The sequence below is a fragment of the Curtobacterium ammoniigenes NBRC 101786 genome (assembly GCF_001571045.1).
Taxonomy (GTDB): Bacteria; Actinomycetota; Actinomycetes; order Actinomycetales; family Microbacteriaceae; genus Curtobacterium; species Curtobacterium ammoniigenes.
Genome location: NZ_BCSV01000001.1, coordinates 793,478 through 816,340 on the forward strand (window position 1 = coordinate 793,478; position 22,863 = coordinate 816,340).

21 protein-coding genes are annotated in these 22,863 nt (G+C 68.7%); 12 read left to right on the forward strand and 9 right to left on the reverse strand.

Features of this window, described 5'->3' with window-relative positions:
• The first annotated feature begins 24 nt into the window (after window positions 1–24).
• A complete protein-coding gene (locus CAM01S_RS03555; RefSeq protein WP_083527693.1) occupies window positions 25–639 on the forward strand; it encodes a pyridoxamine 5'-phosphate oxidase family protein in 615 nt (204 codons plus the stop codon).
• On the opposite strand, the gene CAM01S_RS03560 is transcribed toward CAM01S_RS03555, so the two are convergent.
• Window positions 611–1,378, reverse strand: coding sequence for an IclR family transcriptional regulator (locus CAM01S_RS03560; protein ID WP_066516449.1), 768 nt, complete (start codon window positions 1,376–1,378; stop codon window positions 611–613). The two genes, CAM01S_RS03555 and CAM01S_RS03560, sit on opposite strands and share 29 nt — an antisense overlap.
• A 210-nt stretch (window positions 1,379–1,588) precedes the next feature.
• On the opposite strand from CAM01S_RS03560, the gene hutH reads away from it, so the two are divergent.
• From hutH to hutI, 5 genes are read left to right on the forward strand one after another with little or no spacing between them, the layout of a single operon-like run.
• The gene (gene hutH / locus CAM01S_RS03565) at window positions 1,589–3,121 is read left to right on the forward strand and encodes a histidine ammonia-lyase (protein ID WP_066516454.1); all 1,533 of its coding nucleotides are present in this window, start codon (window positions 1,589–1,591) and stop codon (window positions 3,119–3,121) included.
• 37 nt (window positions 3,122–3,158) lie between these two features.
• Complete coding sequence (gene hutU, locus CAM01S_RS03570) at window positions 3,159–4,862, forward strand: urocanate hydratase (RefSeq protein WP_066516783.1); 1,704 nt, start codon at window positions 3,159–3,161, stop codon at window positions 4,860–4,862.
• Window positions 4,863–6,107, forward strand: coding sequence for an allantoate amidohydrolase (locus tag CAM01S_RS03575; RefSeq protein WP_066516457.1), 1,245 nt, complete (start codon window positions 4,863–4,865; stop codon window positions 6,105–6,107). It begins immediately after the preceding gene.
• Between the two features lie 23 nt (window positions 6,108–6,130).
• Entirely contained in the window at window positions 6,131–7,483 is a 1,353-nt protein-coding gene (locus CAM01S_RS03580; protein WP_083527729.1) for a formimidoylglutamate deiminase, read from the forward strand.
• The gene (gene hutI, locus CAM01S_RS03585; RefSeq protein WP_083527694.1) at window positions 7,480–8,724 is read left to right on the forward strand and encodes an imidazolonepropionase; all 1,245 of its coding nucleotides are present in this window, start codon (window positions 7,480–7,482) and stop codon (window positions 8,722–8,724) included. The genes CAM01S_RS03580 and hutI overlap by 4 nt, the downstream gene beginning before the upstream one ends.
• Here hutI and CAM01S_RS03590 read toward each other — a convergent pair whose 3' ends face one another.
• The 7 genes from CAM01S_RS03590 to CAM01S_RS03620 form a co-directional block, all read right to left on the reverse strand.
• Window positions 8,725–8,937 carry a hypothetical protein gene (locus CAM01S_RS03590; RefSeq protein ID WP_066516459.1) on the reverse strand — a complete coding sequence of 71 codons (213 nt, stop codon included), beginning with the start codon at window positions 8,935–8,937 and terminating at the stop codon, window positions 8,725–8,727.
• Window positions 8,938–9,010: 73 nt separating this feature from the next.
• Window positions 9,011–9,451 (reverse strand): MarR family winged helix-turn-helix transcriptional regulator, encoded by a 441-nt coding sequence (locus CAM01S_RS03595; protein ID WP_066516463.1) that lies wholly within the window; start codon window positions 9,449–9,451, stop codon window positions 9,011–9,013.
• Window positions 9,452–9,460: 9 nt separating this feature from the next.
• The gene (locus tag CAM01S_RS03600; RefSeq protein WP_066516464.1) at window positions 9,461–10,618 is read right to left on the reverse strand and encodes an acyltransferase; all 1,158 of its coding nucleotides are present in this window, start codon (window positions 10,616–10,618) and stop codon (window positions 9,461–9,463) included.
• A 64-nt stretch (window positions 10,619–10,682) separates the two neighbouring features.
• Window positions 10,683–11,453: a type I 3-dehydroquinate dehydratase gene (aroD, locus tag CAM01S_RS03605; RefSeq protein WP_066516466.1), complete on the reverse strand. Its 771-nt coding sequence runs from the start codon at window positions 11,451–11,453 to the stop codon at window positions 10,683–10,685.
• Window positions 11,454–11,581: 128 nt separating this feature from the next.
• Window positions 11,582–11,875, reverse strand: a complete 294-nt coding sequence (locus tag CAM01S_RS03610; RefSeq protein WP_066516467.1) for a hypothetical protein — start codon at window positions 11,873–11,875, stop codon at window positions 11,582–11,584.
• Between the two features lie 145 nt (window positions 11,876–12,020).
• Window positions 12,021–13,571 carry an amino acid permease gene (locus CAM01S_RS03615; RefSeq protein WP_066516468.1) on the reverse strand — a complete coding sequence of 517 codons (1,551 nt, stop codon included), beginning with the start codon at window positions 13,569–13,571 and terminating at the stop codon, window positions 12,021–12,023.
• Window positions 13,572–13,641: 70 nt separating this feature from the next.
• The gene (locus CAM01S_RS03620; RefSeq protein ID WP_245631518.1) at window positions 13,642–13,863 is read right to left on the reverse strand and encodes a hypothetical protein; all 222 of its coding nucleotides are present in this window, start codon (window positions 13,861–13,863) and stop codon (window positions 13,642–13,644) included.
• A 148-nt stretch (window positions 13,864–14,011) separates the two neighbouring features.
• Between CAM01S_RS03620 and CAM01S_RS03625 the strand changes: the two genes are divergently transcribed.
• Window positions 14,012–15,169 (forward strand): SLC13 family permease, encoded by a 1,158-nt coding sequence (locus CAM01S_RS03625; RefSeq protein WP_066516473.1) that lies wholly within the window; start codon window positions 14,012–14,014, stop codon window positions 15,167–15,169.
• 11 nt (window positions 15,170–15,180) lie between these two features.
• Here CAM01S_RS03625 and CAM01S_RS03630 read toward each other — a convergent pair whose 3' ends face one another.
• Window positions 15,181–16,149, reverse strand: coding sequence for a magnesium transporter CorA family protein (locus CAM01S_RS03630; RefSeq protein WP_066516479.1), 969 nt, complete (start codon window positions 16,147–16,149; stop codon window positions 15,181–15,183).
• 131 nt (window positions 16,150–16,280) lie between these two features.
• Between CAM01S_RS03630 and CAM01S_RS03635 the strand changes: the two genes are divergently transcribed.
• The 5 genes from CAM01S_RS03635 (at window position 16,281) to ilvN (ending at window position 22,774) form a co-directional block, all read left to right on the forward strand.
• Window positions 16,281–17,888 carry an alpha,alpha-trehalose-phosphate synthase (UDP-forming) gene (locus tag CAM01S_RS03635; RefSeq protein WP_083527696.1) on the forward strand — a complete coding sequence of 536 codons (1,608 nt, stop codon included), beginning with the start codon at window positions 16,281–16,283 and terminating at the stop codon, window positions 17,886–17,888.
• Window positions 17,881–18,657, forward strand: a complete 777-nt coding sequence (gene otsB, locus CAM01S_RS03640; protein WP_066516485.1) for a trehalose-phosphatase — start codon at window positions 17,881–17,883, stop codon at window positions 18,655–18,657. Before CAM01S_RS03635 ends, otsB begins: the two co-directional genes overlap by 8 nt.
• A gap of 37 nt (window positions 18,658–18,694) precedes the next feature.
• Window positions 18,695–20,389 (forward strand): dihydroxy-acid dehydratase, encoded by a 1,695-nt coding sequence (gene ilvD / locus CAM01S_RS03645; RefSeq protein WP_066516488.1) that lies wholly within the window; start codon window positions 18,695–18,697, stop codon window positions 20,387–20,389.
• Between the two features lie 64 nt (window positions 20,390–20,453).
• On the forward strand, window positions 20,454–22,274 hold the full coding sequence (locus CAM01S_RS03650; RefSeq protein WP_066516493.1) for an acetolactate synthase large subunit: 1,821 nt from the start codon (window positions 20,454–20,456) through the stop codon (window positions 22,272–22,274).
• A complete protein-coding gene (gene ilvN / locus CAM01S_RS03655; RefSeq protein ID WP_066516494.1) occupies window positions 22,271–22,774 on the forward strand; it encodes an acetolactate synthase small subunit in 504 nt (167 codons plus the stop codon). Before CAM01S_RS03650 ends, ilvN begins: the two co-directional genes overlap by 4 nt.
• Window positions 22,775–22,863: the final 89 nt, after the last annotated feature.

Below are 22,863 nucleotides of genomic sequence, written 5' to 3' on the forward strand. Positions count from 1 at the left end.
GCGGGAGCCGGGCATACTCCTCACATGGCGACGCAATTCGACGAGATCAGTGACCGGCTCGCGAGTTTCATCCGGAAGCAGCACATGTACTTCGTTGCGACCGCCGCGCGAGAGGGCCGGGTCAACCTTTCACCGAAGGGCCTCGATTCGCTCCGCGTCCTCGGTCCGAACCGCGTTGTCTGGCTGAACGGCACGGGGAGCGGCAACGAGACCGCTGCGCATCTGCTGGACACCCCGCGGATGACCCTGATGTTCTGCGCGGTCGAAGGCAAGCCGATGATCCTCCGGCTCTATGGCACCGCGCGGGCGATCCATCCGGACGACGCCGAGTGGCCGGAACTGCTCGCGTTGTTCCCTCCGATGCGCGGCGCGCGCAACATCTTCGACCTCACCGTCGACCTCGTGCAGACATCCTGCGGCTGGGGCGTGCCGCTGTTCGAGTTTCACGAGCAGCGCACGCTCATGGACGATTGGGCCGCGAAAAAGGGTGAGGACGGCCTCCGGGACTATCAGGAGCAGAAGAATCGCGTCTCGATCGACGGCTTTCCAACCCGGCGCCCGGATGGCGAGGCAGGGGCTGCTTCGAACCCGGACGATGGCCGCGCGCTCGTCACCTCCGGCCCTGCATCCGCTGACTGAGTGCTGCGGCGCCCCGTCGAGTGGCCTGCCCCAGCAGCTGCTCCGTTGCCGCGTCGACCACGGCCGTTCGGTAGGTCAGCGTCACCGCCGCCACGGGGGTGCCGCGACGGTCGAGCGCGGCAGCGGCGACGGACGCATATCCCGCGGTGATCTCGTCGCGTTCTGACGCCCACCCGCGCTCCCGAGCGGTCTGCAGCGTCGCCTCGAACGCGCGCATCGTCCGCGGGCCGGAGGCGCCCCGCACGGCGAGTGCGTCGGCCGTCGGAAAGAGAGCGCGAACCTGTGCACGGTCCAGCGCGGCGAGGATCGCGCGCCCGGTCGCCGTCAGGTGGGCAGGCAACCGCACTCCGATCGCCGACACCGTGGCCGGGGCGCGGAGACCCGACTCCTTCGCGGCATACACAACATCGGTGCCACTCAGCGTGCCGATCTGTGCAACGACCGGCACCGGCGCTTCCGCGATCAATCTCGCCAGCAGCGGAGCGCCCAGGCGGCGCAGGCGACCGGCGCGATCGACGGACGAGCCGAGCTCGCCGAGCAGCGGCGACAGCGCATAGCTGCGTTCCTCGGGAAAATGCAGCAGGAAGCCCGCGTCTTGCAATGCCGTCAGCAGGTGGTAGACGCTCGACCGCGGGAGGTCGAGGTCACGCGCGATCGTCGCCGCGTGCGTCGGCCCGGTCTGGTCCGACAGATAGATGATGACGCGCAACACATTGCGCGCCGCAGGAACTGATGGCATCCCGCCCCTCTCGAACCGGTGCCGCCGAACTGTCCACACCAACCCGTTCGAGTGATCGTATCCACCGGTCTCGTATCCGAGACAGCAATTCGCCGTGGGGCCTCGTATCGTGCACGGCAACGCGCTTCAATGACCGCGAGCTATCGACAAGGAGCAGCCGTGACGCATCGTCCAACCACGAGCCCCGTGCCCCCAACCACCGAACGACGCATGGACACGGTCACCGTGGGGATCGGACCTGTCGCGCCGACGGAGGTCATCGCGGTCGCTCGCGGCGGCGCAACGGTTGTGCTCGCTGAGACGGCTCGCGCTGCGATGGCGGAGAGCCGCGCAGTCATCGAAGCCCTCGCGGGTGACACCGTCCCGCATTACGGCGTCTCCACCGGCTTCGGCGCGCTGGCGACGAAGCAGATCCCGGTCGAACGTCGGGCGCAGTTGCAGGCCTCGCTCGTCCGCAGTCACGCGGCGTCCAGCGGCCCCGCCATCGAGGACGAGGTCGTCCGAGCCCTCATCCTGCTTCGGCTGTCGACGCTCGCCACGGGGCGCACCGGCGTACGCCCCGAGATCGCGGAGACCTATGCGCAGATCCTGAACGCCGGGATCGTGCCGATCATCGGCGAATACGGCAGCCTCGGATGCTCGGGGGACCTCGCACCGCTCGCGCACTGCGCACTCGCTGCGATGGGTGAGGGCGAGGTGCGCGTCGACGGCACGACACAGCCCGCCGCCGTCGCGCTCGCGAACGCGGGAATCGAACCGGTGGCGCTGCGCGAGAAAGAGGGCCTCGCCCTCATCAACGGCACCGACGGCATGCTCGGCATGCTTGTGCTCGCGCTCGCCGACCTCCGCCGCCTCGTCACCACAGCCGATCTCGCGGCAGCGATGAGCGTCGAGGGATTGACCGGGACCGACGCGGTCTTCGCCGCCGATCTGCAGGCGGTCCGGCCACATCCTGGGCAAGCGCAGTCTGCCGCGAACATGCGCGCGGCGCTCGCGGATTCGCCGCTCATCGCTGCGCACCGGACCAATGGATTCACCAGGGTGCAGGATGCGTACTCCCTGCGGTGCGCTCCCCAGGTCCACGGTGCAGCCCGTGACACGATCGACCATGCGGACCTCGTCGCCAGCCGAGAGCTGGCCTCGGCGATCGACAACCCCGTGGTTCTTCCCGATGGGCGCGTCGAGTCGAACGGCAACTTCCATGGTGCCCCGATCGGGTATGTCCTCGACTTCCTCGCCATTGCCGTCGCCGACCTCGCGAGCATGTCGGAGCGTCGGACCGACCGCTTCCTCGACGCACATCGGTCCGGTGGCCTCCCTCCGTTCCTCGCCAACGATCCCGGCGTCGACTCCGGCCACATGATCGCGCAGTACACGCAGGCCGGCATCGTCTCCGAGCTCAAGCGACTCGCCGTGCCCGCGAGCGTCGACTCGATTCCCACGTCGGCGATGCAAGAGGACCACGTGTCGATGGGGTGGAGTGCCGCCCGCAAGCTGCGCCGAGCGATCGACGGTCTCACGCGCGTCGTCGCCATCGAGATCTTGACCGCCGCGCGGGCCGCCGACATGCGGGGAGTCCCCGCTGCGCCCGTCACGACCGCGGTCCGCGCGCAGCTGCGCACCGCGGTCCCCGCGCCCGGTGACGACCGCTATCTCGCCCCGGAGATCGCGGCGGCTGTCGCGCTCGTCGCGGACGGCTCGCTGCTCGATGCCGCCCGTGATGCCGGCGCGGACCTCGCCTGAGCGTGGCGCCCACACGAACTTCTCGTCAGGAGGAACCATGACCACCACAGAACCGTCGTCTGCAGAGCACCCCGTCGGGCCGAGGCCGGTGCGGGCCCCTCGCGGCACGGAGCGCACCGCGAAGAGTTGGCAGACCGAGGCAGCCCTCCGCATGCTCATGAACAATCTCGACCCTGAGGTCGCCGAGCGTCCCGACGACCTCGTCGTCTACGGCGGAACCGGCCGGGCGGCGCGCAGCTGGGCGGCGTTCGACGCGATCGTCCGGACACTCCGTGAGCTCGAGTCGGACGAGACCCTGCTTGTCCAGTCCGGGAAGCCGGTGGGGGTGTTCCGCACGAACGAATGGGCGCCTCGCGTCCTCATCGCGAACTCGAACCTCGTCGGCGACTGGGCGACGTGGCCGGAGTTCCGACGCTTGGAGGCAGCGGGCCTGACGATGTACGGCCAGATGACAGCCGGCTCGTGGATCTACATCGGAACGCAGGGGATCTTGCAGGGCACCTACGAGACCTTCGCGGCCGTGGCAGCACGTCTCGCCGAACGGGGGAAGGGAGACGGCACGCTCGCCGGAACGCTCACCCTCACCGGGGGCTGCGGCGGCATGGGCGGCGCCCAGCCACTTGCCGTCACCCTGAACGGTGGCGTCGCGCTCGTCATCGACGTCGACGCAGCACGGCTGCAGCGGCGCGTCGACCACCGCTATCTCGATGAGATGACCGACGACCTCGACGACGCGATCGCGCGCGTCCTCGCTGCGAAAGCGGATCGACGTCCGCTGTCGGTCGGTCTCATCGGCAATGCGGCCACAGTCTTCACCGAACTCCTCGAGCGTGGCGTCCCGATCGACATCGTCACCGACCAGACCAGCGCGCACGACCCGCTGAGCTACCTGCCCGAGGGATACCCTGTCGATTCGTGGCGAGAACGCGCCGAGCAGGAACCGGACGCGTTCATCGACGCTGCACGGGCCTCCATGGCGAAGCAGGTGCGCGCCATGGTCGGGTTCCTCGACCGGGGCGCAGAGGTCTTCGACTACGGGAACTCGATCCGCCGGGAAGCTGAACTCGGTGGATACGACCGGGCGTTCGCGTTCCCGGGGTTCGTCCCGGCGTATATCCGGCCGCTCTTCGCCGAGGGGAAGGGCCCGTACCGGTGGGCGGCGCTCTCGGGCGACCCGGCCGATATCGCAGCGACCGACCGCGCGATCCTCGAACTGTTCCCCGACGACGAGAAACTGCGGCGGTGGATCACCGCAGCCGGAGAACGCGTGCAGTTCGAAGGGCTGCCGGCCCGGATCTGCTGGCTCGGATACCAAGAGCGGCATCTCGCCGGCCTCCGCTTCAACGAACTGGTCGCCGATGGCACGATCTCAGCGCCCATCGTCATCGGCCGCGACCACCTCGACGCCGGGTCGGTGGCATCGCCGTACCGCGAGACGGAAGCGATGCTCGACGGGTCGGATGCGATCGCCGACTGGCCGCTGCTCAACGCGCTGCTCAACACGGCGTCCGGCGCCACCTGGGTGTCGATCCATCACGGCGGCGGCGTCGGCATCGGTCGGAGCATCCACGCCGGGCAGGTCATCGTGGCGGACGGAACTCCGCTCGCCGCCGAGAAGATCGCACGCGTCCTCGTGAACGATCCCGGCACCGGCGTCATGCGGCATGTCGACGCCGGGTACGAGCGAGCAATGGAGGTCGCACGGGAACGAGGACTCCGCGTCCCCATGTGGGAGGCCTGAGTGAGCTCGACCCACGGTGCGGCGGCCGACAGCGGTTCGACGAGCCTCCCCGGCCTGGCTGAGATCGCCGACGTCGGCGTCGACCGAATTCGAGGCGGCTACTCCCGGCACCTGTTCGACGACGCCGATCGCACACTCCGGGACTGGTTCACGGAGCGTGCGTCGCGTCTCGGACTCGATGTCGAGCGCGATCGGAACGGCAATCTCTGGGCCTGGTGGGGCGAGCCCGGTCCGAACGCGTTCGTCACCGGCTCCCACCTCGACTCCGTCCCGGGCGGCGGCGCGTTCGACGGACCGCTCGGCATCGTCTCCGCACTGGAGGCACTCGGTCGCCTCCGTGACGCCGGTCACCGCCCCGCGCGCCCCGTGGCGGTCGTGGCGTTCGCTGAGGAGGAAGGCTCGCGCTTCGGCGTCGCGTGCCTCGGATCCCGCCTGCTCACCGGCGCGCTCCACCCCGACCGGGCGCGGGCATTGCGCGACGAGGCCGGGCGCTCGCTCGCGCAGGTGTATGCGGACGCGGGGCTCGACCCGGCCGCGATCGGACCGGACCCGGCACGCCTCGACATGATCGGCACCTTCGTCGAGCTCCACGTCGAACAGGGGCGAGGCCTTGTCGATCTCGACGAGCCGGTTGCGCTTGCCGCGAGCATCCTGGGTCACGGTCGCTGGCGGATTCGGTTCCGGGGTCAGGGCAATCATGCCGGCGCAACGCCGATGCAGTCCCGACAGGATCCGATGGTCGCCGCCGCCGCGACGATCGCGCGGATCCCCGACCTGGCGCTCGCCGTCGAGGGGTCCCGAGCGACGGTCGGCCGCGTCTCGGCGCTGCCCGGCGGCACCAACGTCATCCCATCCGTGGTCGACTGCTGGCTCGACGCTCGCGCCGCGACCGATGATGCGACGAACGCACTCCTCCAGTCGATCCGTGCGGCAGCTCGCGATGCCGCCGCGGTCAACGCATGCTCGGTCGAAATCACGGAAGAGTCCTGGTCGCCGACCGTCCGGTTCCCCGACGACACTCGGGCGGCGATCGGCGCGCACATCGCACCGCGCGGACAGTCCGTCCCAGCCCTCCCGTCCGGCGCCGGGCACGATGCCGGCATTCTCGCGGCGCACATCCCGTCCGCGATGCTCTTCGTGCGCAACCCCACCGGTGTCTCGCACGCACCGGAGGAGTTCGCCACCGCCGACGACTGCGCCGCCGGCATCGCCGCGCTCGAACGCGTCATCCGAGGCGAGACGTGACCGCGGGCTGTTCGGACCCATCAGTGCGCCCGATCCACGCCAGCACGGCGCTGATCGATGGAACCGTGCAGCACAACGTGCGCATTGTGCCGTCAGCCGACGGCATGATTGCCTCCGTGATCGTGGGCGCCGAAGCCGGGGCACGCGATCTCCGGTTCGGGCACGTCGTCGCCGGAGCCGCGAACGCCCACTCCCACGCCTTCCATCGGCTCCTCCGCGGGCGCACCCACGGCAACGGCGGTGATTTCTGGCAGTGGCGGACAGCGATGTACCGTGCCGCGGCCTGTCTCGACCCCGATGGATACCATCGCGTTGCAACCGCCGTCTTCGCCGAGATGCTCACCGCCGGGTGGACGAGCGTCGGCGAGTTCCATTACGTGCACCACCAGACAGACGGCCGTCCCTACCCCTCCGAAAACGCAATGGGGGAGGCGCTGATCGCGGCCGCCGCGGACGTCAGCATCCGGCTCACCCTCCTCGACACGTGCTATCTCCATGGAGCGCCGAACCGACCGCTCGCCCGCGAACAGCGACGCTTCGGCGACGGCTCCGTCGACGCATGGCTCGACCGGTGGCACGAACTTCGCGCCCTCGTCGACAGAAGTCCCGCGACCCCCGGAACCCGTCCTGACGTCCTCGTCGGCGCCGCCATCCATTCGGTCCGAGCGGTTGCACCCGATGAGATCGCCCGAATCATCGAGGCCCTGCACGCGGACGTGCCCGTGCACATCCACCTCTCGGAGCAGATCGCCGAGAACACCCAGAGCGCAGAGGCGTACGGAATGCGCCCGACGGCGGTCCTCGACCGGGCCGGCGCACTCAGCCCGCGCCTGTCGGTGGTGCACGCGACGCATGTGCGCGTCGACGAGATCGCTCTGCTCGGTGCTGCCGGCGTGACTGCGGTGCTCTGTCCGACGACAGAATCGGACCTCGGTGACGGCATCGGACCGGCGCGCGCGCTCGCTGACGCCGGTGCCCGGCTCGCCCTCGGTTCCGATCAGAACGCCGTCATCGACCCGTTCCTGGAAACCCGCGGTCTGGAGTACGGCGAACGCCTCGCCGGGAATCGACGAGGTGTCCTGACGCTCCCGATGCTCGACGCAGCGCGCAGCTCGAACGGCGCACGGTCGCTCGGCCGCATCGGGGGGATTGCACCAGGCGCCCCATGCGACCTCGTCGAAGTGCGCGAGACCGCGACGACCATCGGTGCCGAGCCCGATCAAGTCGCACTCGTCGCGTCCGCGGCCGACGTCGGCACGGTCATCGTCGGCGGCCGTGTCGTCGCCGAGAGCGGACTCCTCGCGGATGGTCGGGATCCAGCCGAACTCCTCCGGGTGGCGTTCCGGAGCGTTCCGACAGGATCCGGTGTGGCATGACGACCGAACTCATCACCGACATCGGCGAGCTCCGGCCGATCGGCGATCCGCACAGTCCGCGCGAGCGTGCCACCCATGCTTGGTCCAAACCGCAGCGCGGCTCAGACGGCGCAGACGCCGCCATTGCGCTCCACGACCAGGCGATCCTCGTCGAGGACGGGATCGTCGCGTGGATCGGAAGTGCCCAGCGTGCGCCCGCTGCCGACCGCAGGACGAGTGTGGGTGGCCGCACGTGCCTCCCGGGCTGGGTCGACTCGCACACCCACCTCGTCTTCGCCGGCGACCGATCCCGAGAGTTCGTCGAACGGATGGCCGGACGGCCATACGCCGCCGGCGGCATCATGACGACCGTCGCCGAGACCCGAGCGACGTCTGACGATGAACTCCGGCGGTCGGCCATCCGGCGGATTGCCGAAGCGACAGCCCAAGGCACCACGACGATCGAAGCGAAGACCGGCTACGGCCTGGACCTCCAGACCGAGCTGCGGCTCGCCCGCATCGCCGCCGCGACCGCCGACACCGTGACGTTCCTCGGCGCCCACATCGCACCGCCCGACGTCGACCGGCGCTCCTACATCGACCTCGTCTCCGGCCCCATGCTCGACGCTGTTCGGCCCTTCGTGCAGGCGATCGACGTCTTCTGCGAGCAGGGAGCATTCACCGTCCACGAGAGCAGCGAAGTCCTGCGGGCCGGCCGCGCTGCAGGTCTGGAACTGCACGTCCACGGCAACCAACTCGGACCCTCGGGAGGCGTCCGCCTCGCGGTCGAGCTTGACGCCGCCAGCGTCGACCACTGCAACTATCTCGAGGACTCGGACATCGATGCGCTCGCCGGAGGGACCACCGTCGCGACACTGCTTCCCGTCTGCGACCTCTCCACACGTGCGCCGCTTGCGCCCGCTCGACGGCTCGTCGACGCCGGCGTTCGCATCGCGCTCGCCACGAACTGCAACCCCGGCACGTCCTTCAGTACCTCGATGCAGGCGCAGATCGCGACCGCGGTCCTGCAGCAGGAACTCACCCTCGAGGAGGCGCTCGCGGCTGCGACCGTCGGCGGGGCTGCAGCACTGCGCTCGGCTGCCGGCCCGAATCTCGGACGGATCGTCGTCGGCGCCCCCGCGGACCTGCAGATCCTCGACGCGCCCAGCGCGACCCACGTGGCTTATCGCCCAGGCGTGCCGCTCACCGTCGCGACCTGGCGACGTGGCGTGCGCGCCCGGCGTGCGGAGCCCATCGCATGATCAGCGCGTCGGGCAATGCAGCGTTGACGACTTGATCTGACCGCCCGGACGCTCGACGGTGTGCTGGGAGAGCGGCGCTCCGCAGAGAGGACACGGATGATCCACGCTCCGGTCATCCGGAGCTTCGGGGTGGCCGGCGCCGATCTGCGACGGCCCCATCTTCTCGATCAGCGTGCCGTTCCACCGCTGATACCAGGAACTCCAGCGAGCCATCTCATCAACTCCCGCAGGCCGTCTCATTCGTGGCCTAACGATGAGTGTACTCACTACTTGCGAGACCGCGGGACTATTCGATCCCGTCAATCACCGCCAGCAGGGATGTGAGCTCGTCCTTCAACGACTCAAGTCGATTGAGCGGCCACCCCAGCCGACTCGCGATCGCGACCGGTATCCGCTCCGCTCGGCCACGGAGGGCATTGCCCGCGGTCGTCAACGTGACGGCGAGCGCGCGCTCGTCCGTCGAGTCGCGCTCGCGGCGAATGTAGCCGGTGTCCTCGAGACGACGGAGGAGCGGCGTGATCGTCGCCGGCTCCAGGCGGAGGTCAGCGGCGATTGATCGGGCCGTCCTCGGCGAGGCTTCCCACAGCGCCAGCATCACCAGATATTGGGGATGCGTCAGGCCGAGCGGCTCGAGTTCGTCGCGGTAGAGCGCCACGACACTGCGACTCGTTGCGGCGAGCGCGAAGCACAGCTGTCGGTCGAGGGCGAGGGGGTCGATCTCCTCCATGTCCGGAGCTTATCGTTCGCGTGCGAACCTTCGGCCGGCGAAGGGTCGGCCCGTGAATGGCATGCTCACGACGGTTCGGCGCAGCAGATCGCTCGTCGTCGCGGCGATGACGATCACCATGACGTACATCACTGGGAATCGGAGCGGACCCGGAATCCAGTCCACGAACCAGTGCCCGAGGAGGATGACCGAGATCACGAGCGGGTGCACCAAGTAGATGCCGAACGATCGATCCGACGCCCACGAGATCAGTGTCGACGTCCGGGACCCATCCCTCCGACGATCGGCCCAGATCGAGCCGATCGTGAGCAGCCCGATACCTGCCGCTGCGCTCCAGACGACCTCGACAGGCTGCATCTCCGTCGACGCGGTCTCGGGCGATTGACCGAGCGTCAGCTGCAGCACATAGACGCCAAGCGTGAGCCCGGCCGCGAGGAGCACGATCGTGAGCACGACCCCACGGCGGCGGCGTACCCAGTCCAGGAAGGCTGCGCTGTGCGCGCCCGCGACCGCGCCCCCGACGATCGGGAAGATGTCCGTCGGGAAGAGCGCCTCGGTGTACCCGGTCAACGGCCCAAACGGATTCTTGCTGTAGGCGAACATCCACAGGATCACGATCTGCAGCGCGAAGGCGATCGCCATGACGATCACCTGCGTCCGCAGGGTCCGGCGCGCAAGGAACACGAGGCCGGGAACGAGCAGATACACCTGCATCGTGACCAGCAGGAAGTACAGGTGGTACTTGGCGTTTCCGGTGAACAGGTCCGAGGAGAAGCTCTCCACGAGGTTCGGCACGTTCCCGATTGCGTTTGACGTGAGCCAGCCGAAGAGCACGTAGACGAACGTCCATACGACGTAGGGAACGCCCACAAGCAGGAATCGACGCGGCCAGAAGTCGCTCATGGGACGCGGACGCTTCAGGTATCCGTAGACCAAGACGAACGAGGTGAGGCCGAAGAACACCTGGCGCGTGAAATGGAGGAGGGAGTCCGCGCCGTACCAGCCGACCGGCGACCCGGGAACCGAGAAGCTGAGGACATGGACGGCGATCACGCTCGCAAACGTGAGGAGCCGCAGCAGGTCGATCTCGTGCACGTGTCGGGGTGCTCGTCGGCCGGGGCTCGCGGCGAGATCGGGCGTCGATGACGGCGACAGGGTTGCGCTCACAGCAGCACCATACGGATCGACTCCAAGGACGAGCCGAACGGGTCGGAGGCGCGACGAACCGCCGTCATTCGGCGATCGCCGCGTGCAGGGAGTGCAGCGCCAGGCGGGTGGCGGCCGCATCGAGCTGACCAGGAGCGCTCTCGCTCCCGACGCGTCCGAACGTCATGACCGAGCCGACGGTCTCACCGGCGAGTCGGGACAGGATGCCCATCCGACCCATCGACATGGTGATTGCCGGAATGCTCGTCGGTGCGGACGCGAACTCCGCGGTGGCTTCGAGGAGCGCGAGCACGTCGGCGAAGCGCTGCGGCATGACCGCGACCTTCGCGACGTCCGCGCCGAGCCGCTGCTGGGTGCGGAGGCGTTCGAGGATCTCCGGCGCGGCTGGCGTCGACCGGAAGTCGTGTGCCGACATGACGACCGGAACGCCTGCCTCGTGCGCCGCGGTGACCAGGGCCTCCCGCGTGTCCGTGGGCAGTGATTGCTCGACATCGATGGCGTCCGCCGCGCCCGTCTCCATCGCCGCCGTCATGATCAGCCGAACCTCATCGGGCGATGCCACGCCCGCGCCACCTTCAGCCGCCGACCGATATGTCACGATCACGGGGATGTCGCTTGCGAGCGCAGCGCGGACGACACGGAGGGCGCCGAGTGCATCCGGCGTCGTGTGTGCGGCGCACTGGTCGAGCCGAAGCTCGACGACGTCGGCGACATCTGGGCGTACCAGGGCCGCGGCGTCGCGGAGGGCGCCGTCGTGCGCCCCCGCGAGCGGGACGCAGATGGCGGGTGTCCGACCCGCCTCGAGCGTGATTCGTCCGATCGTCGCCGTGGTCATGGACCCATTGTGGCGTGACCGCCGTGACCGCCGGGACCGCCGTGACCGGCGTGACCGCGGTGACTGCGTGACCGCCGTGACCGGCGTGACCGGCACCGTAGTGACCGGGGTCTTACCCGGGACCGCTGTCAGTCGGCGTCCGGTTGTGGCTCGCCGAGTGCGCGGCGCAGTGCGACCAGCGCCATCGGTTCGTCGCGCCGGTCAAGGAGGACCGAGTAGGAGCCGTCCGGTGTGACGAACACGATCGTGCACGCGTCGATCTCGGCAGGGGCACTGAACCACCGCTCGACCTGCGCCATGGGCACCGCGACGAGGTCGGCCCGTCGATAGTTCGTCTCGGCCTGAACCTCGCCGTCGCGCACCCGGAGGCGGCCGACGACTCCCCGCCACAGAAGCTGCAGTTCGAGCGTCGGATCCGGCACGCGGCGATCCTATGGGCGTCAGCGCGTCGCTTCTCGATGGGTTGCGTGGCTTCGCGCAATGCGGCCACGCTCGCGCGATCGGGACACGGCGGCGCCCCGTGCGGGCGGAATTGCGCGTCTGCGCCGGGCGGGAGCCCGCGTCGACTCACGGCGCAGGCGGCCCCGACCGCGATCGTCGTGCCGGTCGGTCGATCAGCGGATACGGACCGGTGATCCCATCTCGCAGGGCCGCGAGACGGAGGATCCGCTCGCGTTGCAGGAACCAGCCGGCGATGAGCAGCGGGATCACAATGACGAGCGAGGCGATCGTGTACGTGCCGATCGGGAAGTCGACAGCCATCAGGACGACGACTGCCGCGAGGAACCCGAGGGTCAGCCATGACGTCACAGGAGCGCCGGGGAGGCGGAACGTCGGTTCCTTCGCCCGTCCTTGCTTCGCCCAGGACCGCAGACGCATTTGACAGAGGATGATCGTGCCCCAGGCGGTGATGATGCCGAGGCTGGCGATGTTGAGCGCGATCTCGAATGCCTGACCAGGGACGAACAGGTTGAGGATGACGCCAGCGAAGGTGAACGAGGCGGTGAGCAGGATGCCCGCGAAGGGGACACCTCCGCGCGACATTCGTGTCGTCCATTGCGGGGCAGAACCGTTCATGCCCATGGAGTGAAGCGCGCGGCCGGTCGAGTACAGACCGGCATTGAGCGATGACAGCGCGGCGGTGAGGACGACGAAGTTCATCACACCGCCGACGATGCTGCCCACTTGCGGGTTGCCGATGGACGAGAAGAACGTCACGAACGGGCTCTCGTTCGCGCGGAACGCCGTATAGGGCAGCAGGAGCGAGAGCAGGACGATCGACCCGACGTAGAAGACCGCGATGCGGAGCACCACCGAGTTGATCGCCCGCGGGATCACCTTCTCCGTGTTCTGCGTCTCGCCCGATGCCGTCCCGACGAGCTCGATCGCCGCGTAGGCGAAGACGACGCCCTGCACCACGATCACCGCCGGGAGCACTCCAGTCGGGAACAGGCCGCCGTTCGCTCCCCAGATCGAGAGGCCGGTCTGCACGTGGTGACCGCCGGCCTCCACCGGGAACGCGAAGAAGAGCCAGATGAGTGCGATGACGAGGAACGCGATGAGCGCGGCGACCTTGATGAGCGCGAACCAGAACTCGAGCTCACCGAACACCTTCACGGCGACGAGATTCGCGGCGAGGACGACGACGAGCGCGGCGAGTGCGAGCGCCCACTGCGGAGCCGCCGTGAACGCCGACCAATAGTGCAGGTAGGTGGCGACCGCGGTGGTGTCGACGATCGAGGTCATCGCCCAGTTGAGGAAGTACATCCAGCCGGCGGCGTATGCGAACTTCTCGCCGTAGAACTCCCGCGCATAGGAAATGAACGAGCCCGACGACGGGCGATGCATGACCAGCTCACCGAGCGCGCGCAGGATGAAGAAGGCGAACACCCCCGCGACCAGGTAGACCAGCGCGAGTGCTGGACCGGCGGAATGCAGTCGGCCGCCAGCGCCGAGGAAGAGTCCGGTGCCGATCGCCCCACCGATCGCGATCATCTGCACTTGACGCGGCTTGAGGCCGTGCTGATAGCCGTCCTGCTCGTGCGCGAACGCGCTCGGCGGCGGATCGACCGGGAGCGTTCGCTCGTGGTCGGTGGTCTGCTCAGGGTCCGCAGTCATGGCGACCAGGCTAACGGGGGCCGAGCGCGACCGGCGACATCCGATATGTCGCGGGCCGTGCTCGTCGCAATCAGTCGGGCTGACGTGCTCGCAACGCTCGGTCGTCTTCGATCACGGTGCCGACAGCGACCGCGGTCGTGGCGAACCAGGCGACCCACGTGAGCGCAAGCCGCCAGTCGCGCGGGCCGCGCCGCGTGGTCTGGAGCACGCTGTAGCCGCTCAGGATCGAACTCCAGACAGCACCGTTGAACAAGAACTTGCGCACGTCGCGCCTCCCATCGTCCCGGCTCACGCTACCCGGGAGGGTCGGAGTCCGCGTGCAGGCGACGCGGCCTCGCGGATCGGGCGGACCTCAGGCGAACGCATCGGAACGGAAAACGCGCGCTCGGGTAGATTGACGTGTCCGTCATACCGGTACCTCGTGTTCCAGCAGGAGACCAATGCGCCAGGCGATCATCGGTGGGAGTCTCCTGGTGGCCGGTCTCATCTGTGTTGTCCTCGGACTCCTTCCCGTCCAGGCGCTGATTGCGCTCGCGGCCCGAGTGCTTCCGGTGCTCGCATTCGTGCTCGGCCTCACGATCGTGGCGGAACTCGCAGCAGCCGCAGGCGTCTTCGACGGCCTCGCCGATCTCGCTGCCCGCGTCGGTCACGGGCGCACGGCGGGACTCTGGCTCGCCGTCGTCGTCCTCGCGGTCGCGTCGACGGTGTTTCTCTCCATCGACACCACCGCGGTGCTGCTCACCCCGATCGTGATCACGTTGGCGCGTCGCGTCGGACTGCCGCCGATGCCGTTCGCGCTGACGACCGTCTGGCTGGCGAACACCGCGTCGCTGCTCCTTCCCGTCTCGAACCTCACGAACCTCCTCGCCGTCGGCCGGATCGGTCTGAACGGTCCGATCGCCTTCGCAGGCCTGATGGCGGGCGCAGCGATCGTCTGCATCGTCGTGCCGTGCCTGATCCTCATCGTGATCTTCCGACGGACGCTCGTCGGGCGCTACGAGCCGCCCGACCGACGCGTCCCCGTCGACCGACCGTTCTTCGTCATCGCCGCCGGCGTCCTGATCGCCCTGGTGATCGCGCTCACCGCCGGCGTCACCGTATGGATCGCAGCCCTTGTCGCCGCCGCGATCCTCGTCGCAGTGGCGGCGGTTCGCGCGCCGTCGGAGCTGCAGGTGTCGCGGATCCCGTGGCAGCCGCTCCTCCTCGCCGCGGGTCTGTTCATCGTCGTCGAGACGTCGCATGCGACCGGCGTCACCGAGCCGCTCGTGTCCGCCCTGCGCGGCGGGGTCGGTCCCGCCGGTCTCCTCGGGCTCGGTGGTGCGGGCGCGCTCGCTGCGAACGCGATCGACAACCTCCCGGCCTATCTGGTGCTCGAGCCAGCGGCGGCGGGCGCTCCGCTCCGCTACGCAGCCCTCCTCGTCGGCGTGAACGCAGGCTGCCTGATCACCCCGTGGGCGTCGCTCGCGACGCTGCTGTGGCACGCACGGCTGCGTGCCGAAGGGGTCGAGCTGTCCTGGGGGCGGTACATGGCGCTCGGGTGCGTCGTCGCGCCGCTCACCGTTGCCGCCGCAGTGGGCGCGCTGCTCCTGACCCGATAGGCGCCGGCCGGTCAGAGCCAGTCGCGACGCCGGAACGCGACGTACAGGCCGACGCTCGTCAGCACGATGAGTCCGAGCGAGGCCTCAAGACCGGTCCACGCGCCCTCCCCCGGAAACCGAACGTTCTGGCCGAAGAACCCGGTGATCGCGGTGGGGATCGCGATGATCGCGGCCCAGCTCGTGACCTTCTTCATCACCGTGTTCTGACGGTGGGACGAGAGGTTGAGGTTGGTGTCGAGAACACTCGCGACCGCGTCGCGCAGCTGCTCGGCGGCGTCGGCGACCCCCGCCACATGGTCGGCCACGTCGCGGAAGTACGGGTGCATCGGGCTCGGGAGCGCCACCCCGCCGCCGCGGAGGATCGGCGCGACGACGTCGCGCATGGGTGCTGTGAGCCGGCGGACGGTGCCGAGGGCCTTCCGGAGCGTGAACGACCGGCGCTGCACCATCCCGCCCCGCACGTCGTCCGCGAACAGCTCGTCCTCCAACTGCGCGACGAGGTCGTCCATCACGTTCATCGTCGCCGCCGCGTGATCGACGAGCACATCGAGCATTCCCCAGACGAGGAACGGGACGCCGTGCTCGGCAAGCTCGGCGTTCGTGTCCCAGCGGCGCACGAACTCGGTCGGGTCGAACCCGCTGCTGTGCATCGTGACGAGCGCGCGGTCGGTCACGAACGCCTTCACCTCGTGCGTGACGAGATCCTCGTCGGAGCGCGGACACGTGATGTCGTACGCCACGAGGAACATGTGGTCGGCGTAGCGGTCGAGCTTCGGTCGCTGGCCGCGCTCGACGGCATCTTCCGCGGCGAGCTCGTGGATATCGAGCTCGTCTTCGATCGTGGCGAGATCGTCGCTCGTCGGATCCGTGAAGTCGACCCAGACGAACGTGCCTGCCTCCTCGATCCAGTCCGAGACACGCTCGATATCGAAGTCCTCGTCGTGGACTCCGCCGTCCTTCCACACCCGCGTGCGCACCATGCTCGCAAGCCTAGGCAGCGCTGGTTCCGGAGGCGTGCCTCCTGACCGGCAGGCGCGGCGCGCTGGTACGGTGGCGGGGTTCCGCCGAGGATGGCGAGGCGGCGAAACAGGGATTGGAGCAGCCCGGGAACATGGCGTCCGACACGCATTCCTCCGCCTCAGACGAGCGATACCGGTTCGTGGTCGCGGCCAATCGGCTCCCGGTGGATCGCGTCGTCGATGACGACGGTGTCGAGGGGTGGCGGCATTCGCCGGGCGGTCTTGTGACCGCGCTCGAGCCGGTCATGCGCGCGAACGACGGAGCCTGGATCGGGTGGGCCGGCGCTCCGGATGCCGAGCTCGACCCGTTCGACAACGACGGCATCCGCATCGTTCCCGTGCCGCTGTCGGCGGACGAGATCGCGGAGTACTACGAGGGGTTCAGCAACGACACCCTGTGGCCGCTCTACCACGACGTGATCGAGCATCCGACGTACCACCGCGACTGGTGGGACTCGTACCGCCGCGTGAACCGGCGGTTCGCGGAAGCCGCCGCAGCGATCACGGAGCGTGACGGTGTCGTCTGGGTGCAGGACTACCAGCTGCAGCTCGTCCCGGCGACGCTGCGCGAGATGCGACCGGACATCACGATCGGCTTCTTCAATCACATCCCATTCCCCCCGGTGGGCATCTTCGCGCAGCTGCCGTGGCGCGCCCAGGTCCTCGACGGCCTTCTGGGAGCCGACGTCATCGGGTTCCAACGGCATGACGACGCCGCTGACTTCCTGCGCGCGGTCCGTCACATCAAGGGCTACACGACGAAGGGCGGGGTCGTCGACGTCCCGGTCGACGACCCGGACGCGCCGCGCAGTCGCCGAGGCATCACCGTGCGCCACGTCGAGGCGCGGCATTTCCCGATCTCGATCGATGCCGCCGGTTTCGAGGAGATCGCGCGTCGGCCGGAGACGCAGGCCCGGGCGCGGGAGATTCGCGAAGGACTCGGGAATCCGACGACCGTGCTGCTCGGGGTCGACCGCCTCGACTACACGAAGGGCATCCGCCATCGGATCAAGGCGTTCGGCGAGCTCATCGAGGATGGCCGTGTCTCCGTCGAAGACGTGACGCTCGTGCAGGTCGCGAGTCCCAGCCGCGAGCGGGTCGACACCTACAAGACGTTGCGCGACGAGATCGAGCTGACCGTCGGCCGGATCAACGGCGACCTCGGCGTCATCGGGCACCAGCCGATCTCCTACCTGCATCACGGCTATCCGCGCGAGGAGATGGTGGCCCTCTACCTCGCCGCGGACGTGATGCTCGTCACCGCCCTTCGCGATGGCATGAACCTCGTCGCGAAGGAGTACGTCGCCAGCCGTTTCGACAACGACGGCGTCCTCATCCTGTCTGAGTTCACCGGCGCCGCCGATGAGTTGCGCCAGGCGGTCATCGTGAACCCGCACGACATCGGAGCCCTGAAGTACGCGATCGTCCGCGCGATCGAGATGCCGCGGCGAGAGCGATCGACCCGCATGCGCGCATTGCGCAAGCGCGTCCACGACAACGACGTCGCTCGCTGGTCGCGGACCTTTCTGGAGGCGCTGGCCCGCCACGCCCCGCGCGACGCGGGGCTCGACCCGTCGGCTGCGGACCCGGACTCCGATGGCTCGGAGCCCGACGGCGATCACGCTGGTGCACGTTCCGAGAGCCCGGAGGATCTCGCCGCGGCGAACTCGGTCTTCGGCCGGGAGACGGCGGATGACTGATCCGCAGGCCGACGTGTTCGCCGCCGTGGACGCACTGCGGACCGCGCGCACGCTGCTCGTGGCGCTCGACTTCGACGGCACGCTCGCTCCGTTCGCCGACGATCCGGCACAGGTGTCGGCGTTGCCCGGCTCCTGGGCGGCAGTTCTGACGCTGCGGCGCGCACGGGCGACGCACGTCGTCCTCGTGTCCGGCCGTCCGCTCGATGGGCTCGCCACCGTCTCCCATGCGCCGTCCGGCATGTCGCTCGTCGGATCCCATGGCGCCGAATGGCGCGTCGAAGGGCACGACCATGAGGCGTTGACCGAGCGGGAGCGCGGCAGGGTGGCACGGATCAGTGCGGTCCTCGACGAGGTCGGCCATCGGCACGGCGCGCGCATCGAGCACAAGCCGGCGGGCCAGGCGCTGCACACCCGCGGATTCGACCCGGAACGTGCGGAGGCGGCGAATGACGACGCGCGGGCAGCGGTCCGCGCGGTCGACCCCGACGTCCTCGTGCGCGATGGCAAAGACATCCTGGAATTCGCGGTGCGGCATGTGACCAAAGGCGATGCGATCGCTCGTCTGCGGGACGCGCTCGATGCCGACCGCGTCTTCTTCGCCGGTGACGATGTCACCGACGAGGACGGGTTCCGCGTCCTCGACCTCGAAGCCGGCGACGTCGGTGTGAAGGTCGGTGACGGCGCGAGCCTCGCGCCGTTCCGCGTCGCGGACCCCGCGGCGCTGACGCCGGTCCTGCAACAGCTCGCCCGCGTCCGCGCGATGGGCTGAGGCCGATTGGTATCCCAACTGGTCCTAGACTCCTTCCATGCCTGAAATCGACGTGAAGCCGCGCAGTCGCGACGTAACCGATGGGATCGAGGCGACCACGTCGCGGGGGATGCTCCGTGCGGTCGGCATGGGCGACGGTGACTGGGAGAAGCCGCAGATCGGCATCGCCTCGTCCTGGAACGAGATCACCCCGTGCAACCTGTCGCTCGACCGGCTTGCGCAGGGTGCGAAAGAGGGCGTCCACGCCGGCGGCGGCTACCCGCTGCAGTTCGGCACCGTGTCCGTGTCGGACGGCATCGCGATGGGGCACGAGGGCATGCACTTCTCGCTCGTGTCGCGCGAGGTCATCGCCGACAGCGTCGAGACCGTCGTGATGGCGGAGCGCCTCGACGGCACCGTGCTGCTGGCGGGCTGCGACAAGTCGCTCCCCGGCATGCTCATGGCGGCGGCACGCCTCGACCTCGCGAGCGTCTTCCTCTATGCGGGGTCGGTGATGCCGGGCTATGTCAAGCAGGCCGACGGCTCCTTCAAAGAGGTTACGATCATCGACTCGTTCGAAGGGGTCGGCGCCTGCAAGGCGGGCACGATGACCGAGGAGGAGCTGAAGAAGATCGAGTGCGCGATCGTCCCCGGCGAAGGCGCCTGCGGTGGCATGTACACCGCGAACACGATGGCGAGCGTCGCCGAGGCACTCGGTATGTCGCTGCCCGGCTCCGCGGCTCCGCCGAGCGCGGACCGCCGACGCGACTACTACGCCCACCGTTCGGGTGAGGCGGTCGTGAACATGCTCCGCAAGGGGATCACCGCTCGGCAGATCATGACGAAGGACGCGTTCGAGAACGCGATCGCCGTCGTCATGGCGCTCGGCGGCTCGACGAACGCCGTGCTGCACCTGTTGGCGATCGCGAACGAGGCCGAGGTCGAGCTGACGCTCGACGACTTCAACCGCGTCGGCTCGAAGGTTCCGCACATCGCGGACATGAAGCCGTTCGGCAAGTACGTCATGAACGACGTCGACAAGAACGGGGGCATCCCCGTCGTGATGAAGGCGCTGCTTGACGCGGGCCTCCTGCATGGCGACTGCCTGACGGTCACCGGCAAGACGGTGGCAGAGAATCTGGCCGAGATCGACCCGCCCGCGGTGGACGGCAAGGTGTTCCGTTCGCTCGACGAGCCGATCCACCCGACCGGGGGCCTGACGATCCTGCAGGGCTCGTTCGCCCCCGAGGGCGCGGTGGTCAAGACGGCAGGGTTCGACGCCGAGGTGTTCGAAGGACCTGCGCGGGTGTTCGACCGTGAGCGCGCCGCGATGGACGCTTTGACTGAGGGGCGCATCGAGCGGGGCGACGTCGTGATCATCCGCTATGAGGGCCCGAAGGGTGGTCCCGGCATGCGCGAGATGCTCGCCATCACCGCCGCGATCAAGGGCGCTGGGCTCGGAAAAGATGTACTACTGTTGACGGACGGACGATTCTCGGGCGGCACAACCGGCCTGTGCATCGGCCACATCGCACCGGAGGCCGTCGACGCTGGTCCAATCGCCTTCGTGCGCGATGGCGACCGCATCCGTGTCGACATCGCGGCTCGCACGCTCGATCTACTGGTCGAGCCCGCTGAGCTGGAGGCCCGCCGCGACGGCTGGGCCCCGCTGCCCCCCGTGTACACCAGGGGAGTTCTCGCGAAGTACTCGAAGCTCGTGAAGTCGGCTGCACTCGGCGCTGTCACGGGCTGATCGGGCACCATCGCCGACGGCAGCACGCCGACCGAACGCACGCACTCTTACGGGCAGGAACACCATGCCAACGGAAGCAACACCACGTCCCGCCGCCGGCACGCGTCGCGCGCCGGACATTCTGACCGGATCGGGAGCCGTGCTCCGCACGCTCGAGCACCTCGGCATCACGGATGTCTTCGGACTGCCCGGCGGCGCGATCATCCCGTTCTATGACGAACTGATGGCATCGACCTCGATTCGTCACATCCTCGTCCGGCACGAGCAGGGCGCCGGGCATGCGGCCGAGGGGTACGCGTCTGCCTCCGGCAAAGTGGGCGTTGCGATCGCGACGTCCGGACCGGGCGCGACCAACCTCGTCACCGCGATCGCCGACGCATACATGGATTCGGTGCCGTTTATCGCGATCACCGGGCAGGTGTTCTCGACGCTGATGGGCACGGATGCCTTCCAAGAGGCCGACATCGTCGGTATCACCATGCCAATCACGAAGCACTCGTTCCTCGTGACGCGTCCCGAGGAGATCCCGGCGACGCTCGCCGCGGCCTACCAGATCGCGACGACCGGTCGTCCGGGCCCGGTCCTCGTCGACATCACGAAGGACGCGCAGCAGAAGACCGCCCCCTTCGTGTGGCCGCCGAAGGTCGAGCTGCCCGGCTACCGTCCGGTGCTCAAGGCGCACGGCAAGCAGATCGCCGCGGCAGCGCAGCTGCTCGCCGAGGCGCACCGCCCGGTCCTCTACGTGGGCGGCGGAACGATTCGGTCCGGCGCCTCCGCCGAGCTCATCGCGTTCGCCGAGGCGACGAACGCTCCGGTCGTCACGACGCTGATGGCACGGGGGGCATTCCCGGATTCGCATCCGCAGCACCTCGGCATGCCCGGCATGCACGGCACCGTCCCTGCGGTGCTCGCGCTCCAGGACAGCGACCTCATCATCGCGCTCGGCGCACGCTTCGACGACCGGGTCACGGGCAAGGTCGACGAGTTCGCGCCGCACGCCAAAGTCGTGCATGTCGACATCGACCCGGCGGAGATCTCGAAGATCCGATACGCGGACGTTCCGATCGTCGGTGACGTCCGCGAGGTCCTCGTGGATCTGACCGAGGCGTGGGAGCGCGTCCCGGAGGCGGACCGCGCGGACACCTCGGCGTGGTGGGCGCGCCTGAACGGGCTCCAGTCCGACTTCCCGCTCGGATACAGCGAGCCGCAGGACGGCCTCCTCGCACCGCAGCACGTCATCAAGCGGATCGGCGAGCTCACGGGCCCGGAGGGCGTGTTCGTCGCCGGCGTCGGACAACACCAGATGTGGGCCGCGCAGTTCATCGGGTACGAGCGTCCGCACGCGTGGCTGAACTCCGGGGGAGCGGGCACGATGGGCTACTCGGTGCCGGCCGCGATGGGCGCGAAGGTCGGCCAACCGGATCGCGTCGTGTGGTCGATCGATGGCGACGGCTGCTTCCAGATGACCAATCAAGAGCTCGCGACCTGCGTGATCAACAACATCCCGATCAAGGTTGCGATCATCAACAACTCGTCGCTCGGAATGGTCCGGCAGTGGCAGACGCTGTTCTACGACGGTCGCCACTCGTTCACCGATCTCGAGACCGGCCACCAGACCCGGCGCGTTCCGGACTTCGTCAAGCTCGCCGAAGCATACGGTGCGCTCGGCATTCGGGTCGAGAAGGCGGAGGACGTGGACAGCGCCATCGAGTTGGCGCTCGCGACGAACGACCGGCCCGTCGTCATCGACTTCGTCGTCAGTCGCGATGCGATGGTCTGGCCGATGGTGCCGCAGGGCATCGGCAACTCCTCCATCCAGTACGCCCGCGACCACGCGCCCACCTGGGACGTGGAGGACGCCGACATGACAGGAGACCCCGCATGAGCCACGTGCTCTCCCTGCTCGTCGAAGACAAGCCGGGCCTCCTCACGCGCGTCGCCGGGCTCTTCGCCCGCCGTGGGTTCAACATCGAATCGCTCGCGGTCGGCAGCACCGAGGTCCCGGGACTCTCCCGGATCACGGTCGTCGTCGATGTCGAGGACCTCCCGCTCGAGCAGGTGACGAAGCAGCTCAACAAGCTCATCAACGTCATCAAGATCGTGGAACTCGACTTCGCGCAGTCGGTGCAGCGTGAGCACATGCTCGTCAAGGTGCGCGTCGACAATCAGACCCGGTCCCACGTCCTCGAGGCCGTGAACCTGTTCCGGGCCCGCGTGGTCGACGTTGCGACCGACTCGCTGGTGATCGAGGTCACGGGCGACCCGGGCAAGATCCAAGCGATCCTCCGTGTTCTCGAGCCGTACGGCATCAAGGAGCTCGCGCGCGCGGGCCTTCTCGGTATGGGTCGAGGGCCCAAGAGCATCACCGACCGCGTACCCCGCTGATCGGTGCGGTCGTCGTGAGACGACCACCGGACGGGCAGGAGGCGCGTGTTGCGACCCGACCCGAGCCTCCCGTCCGTCACCTATGTTTT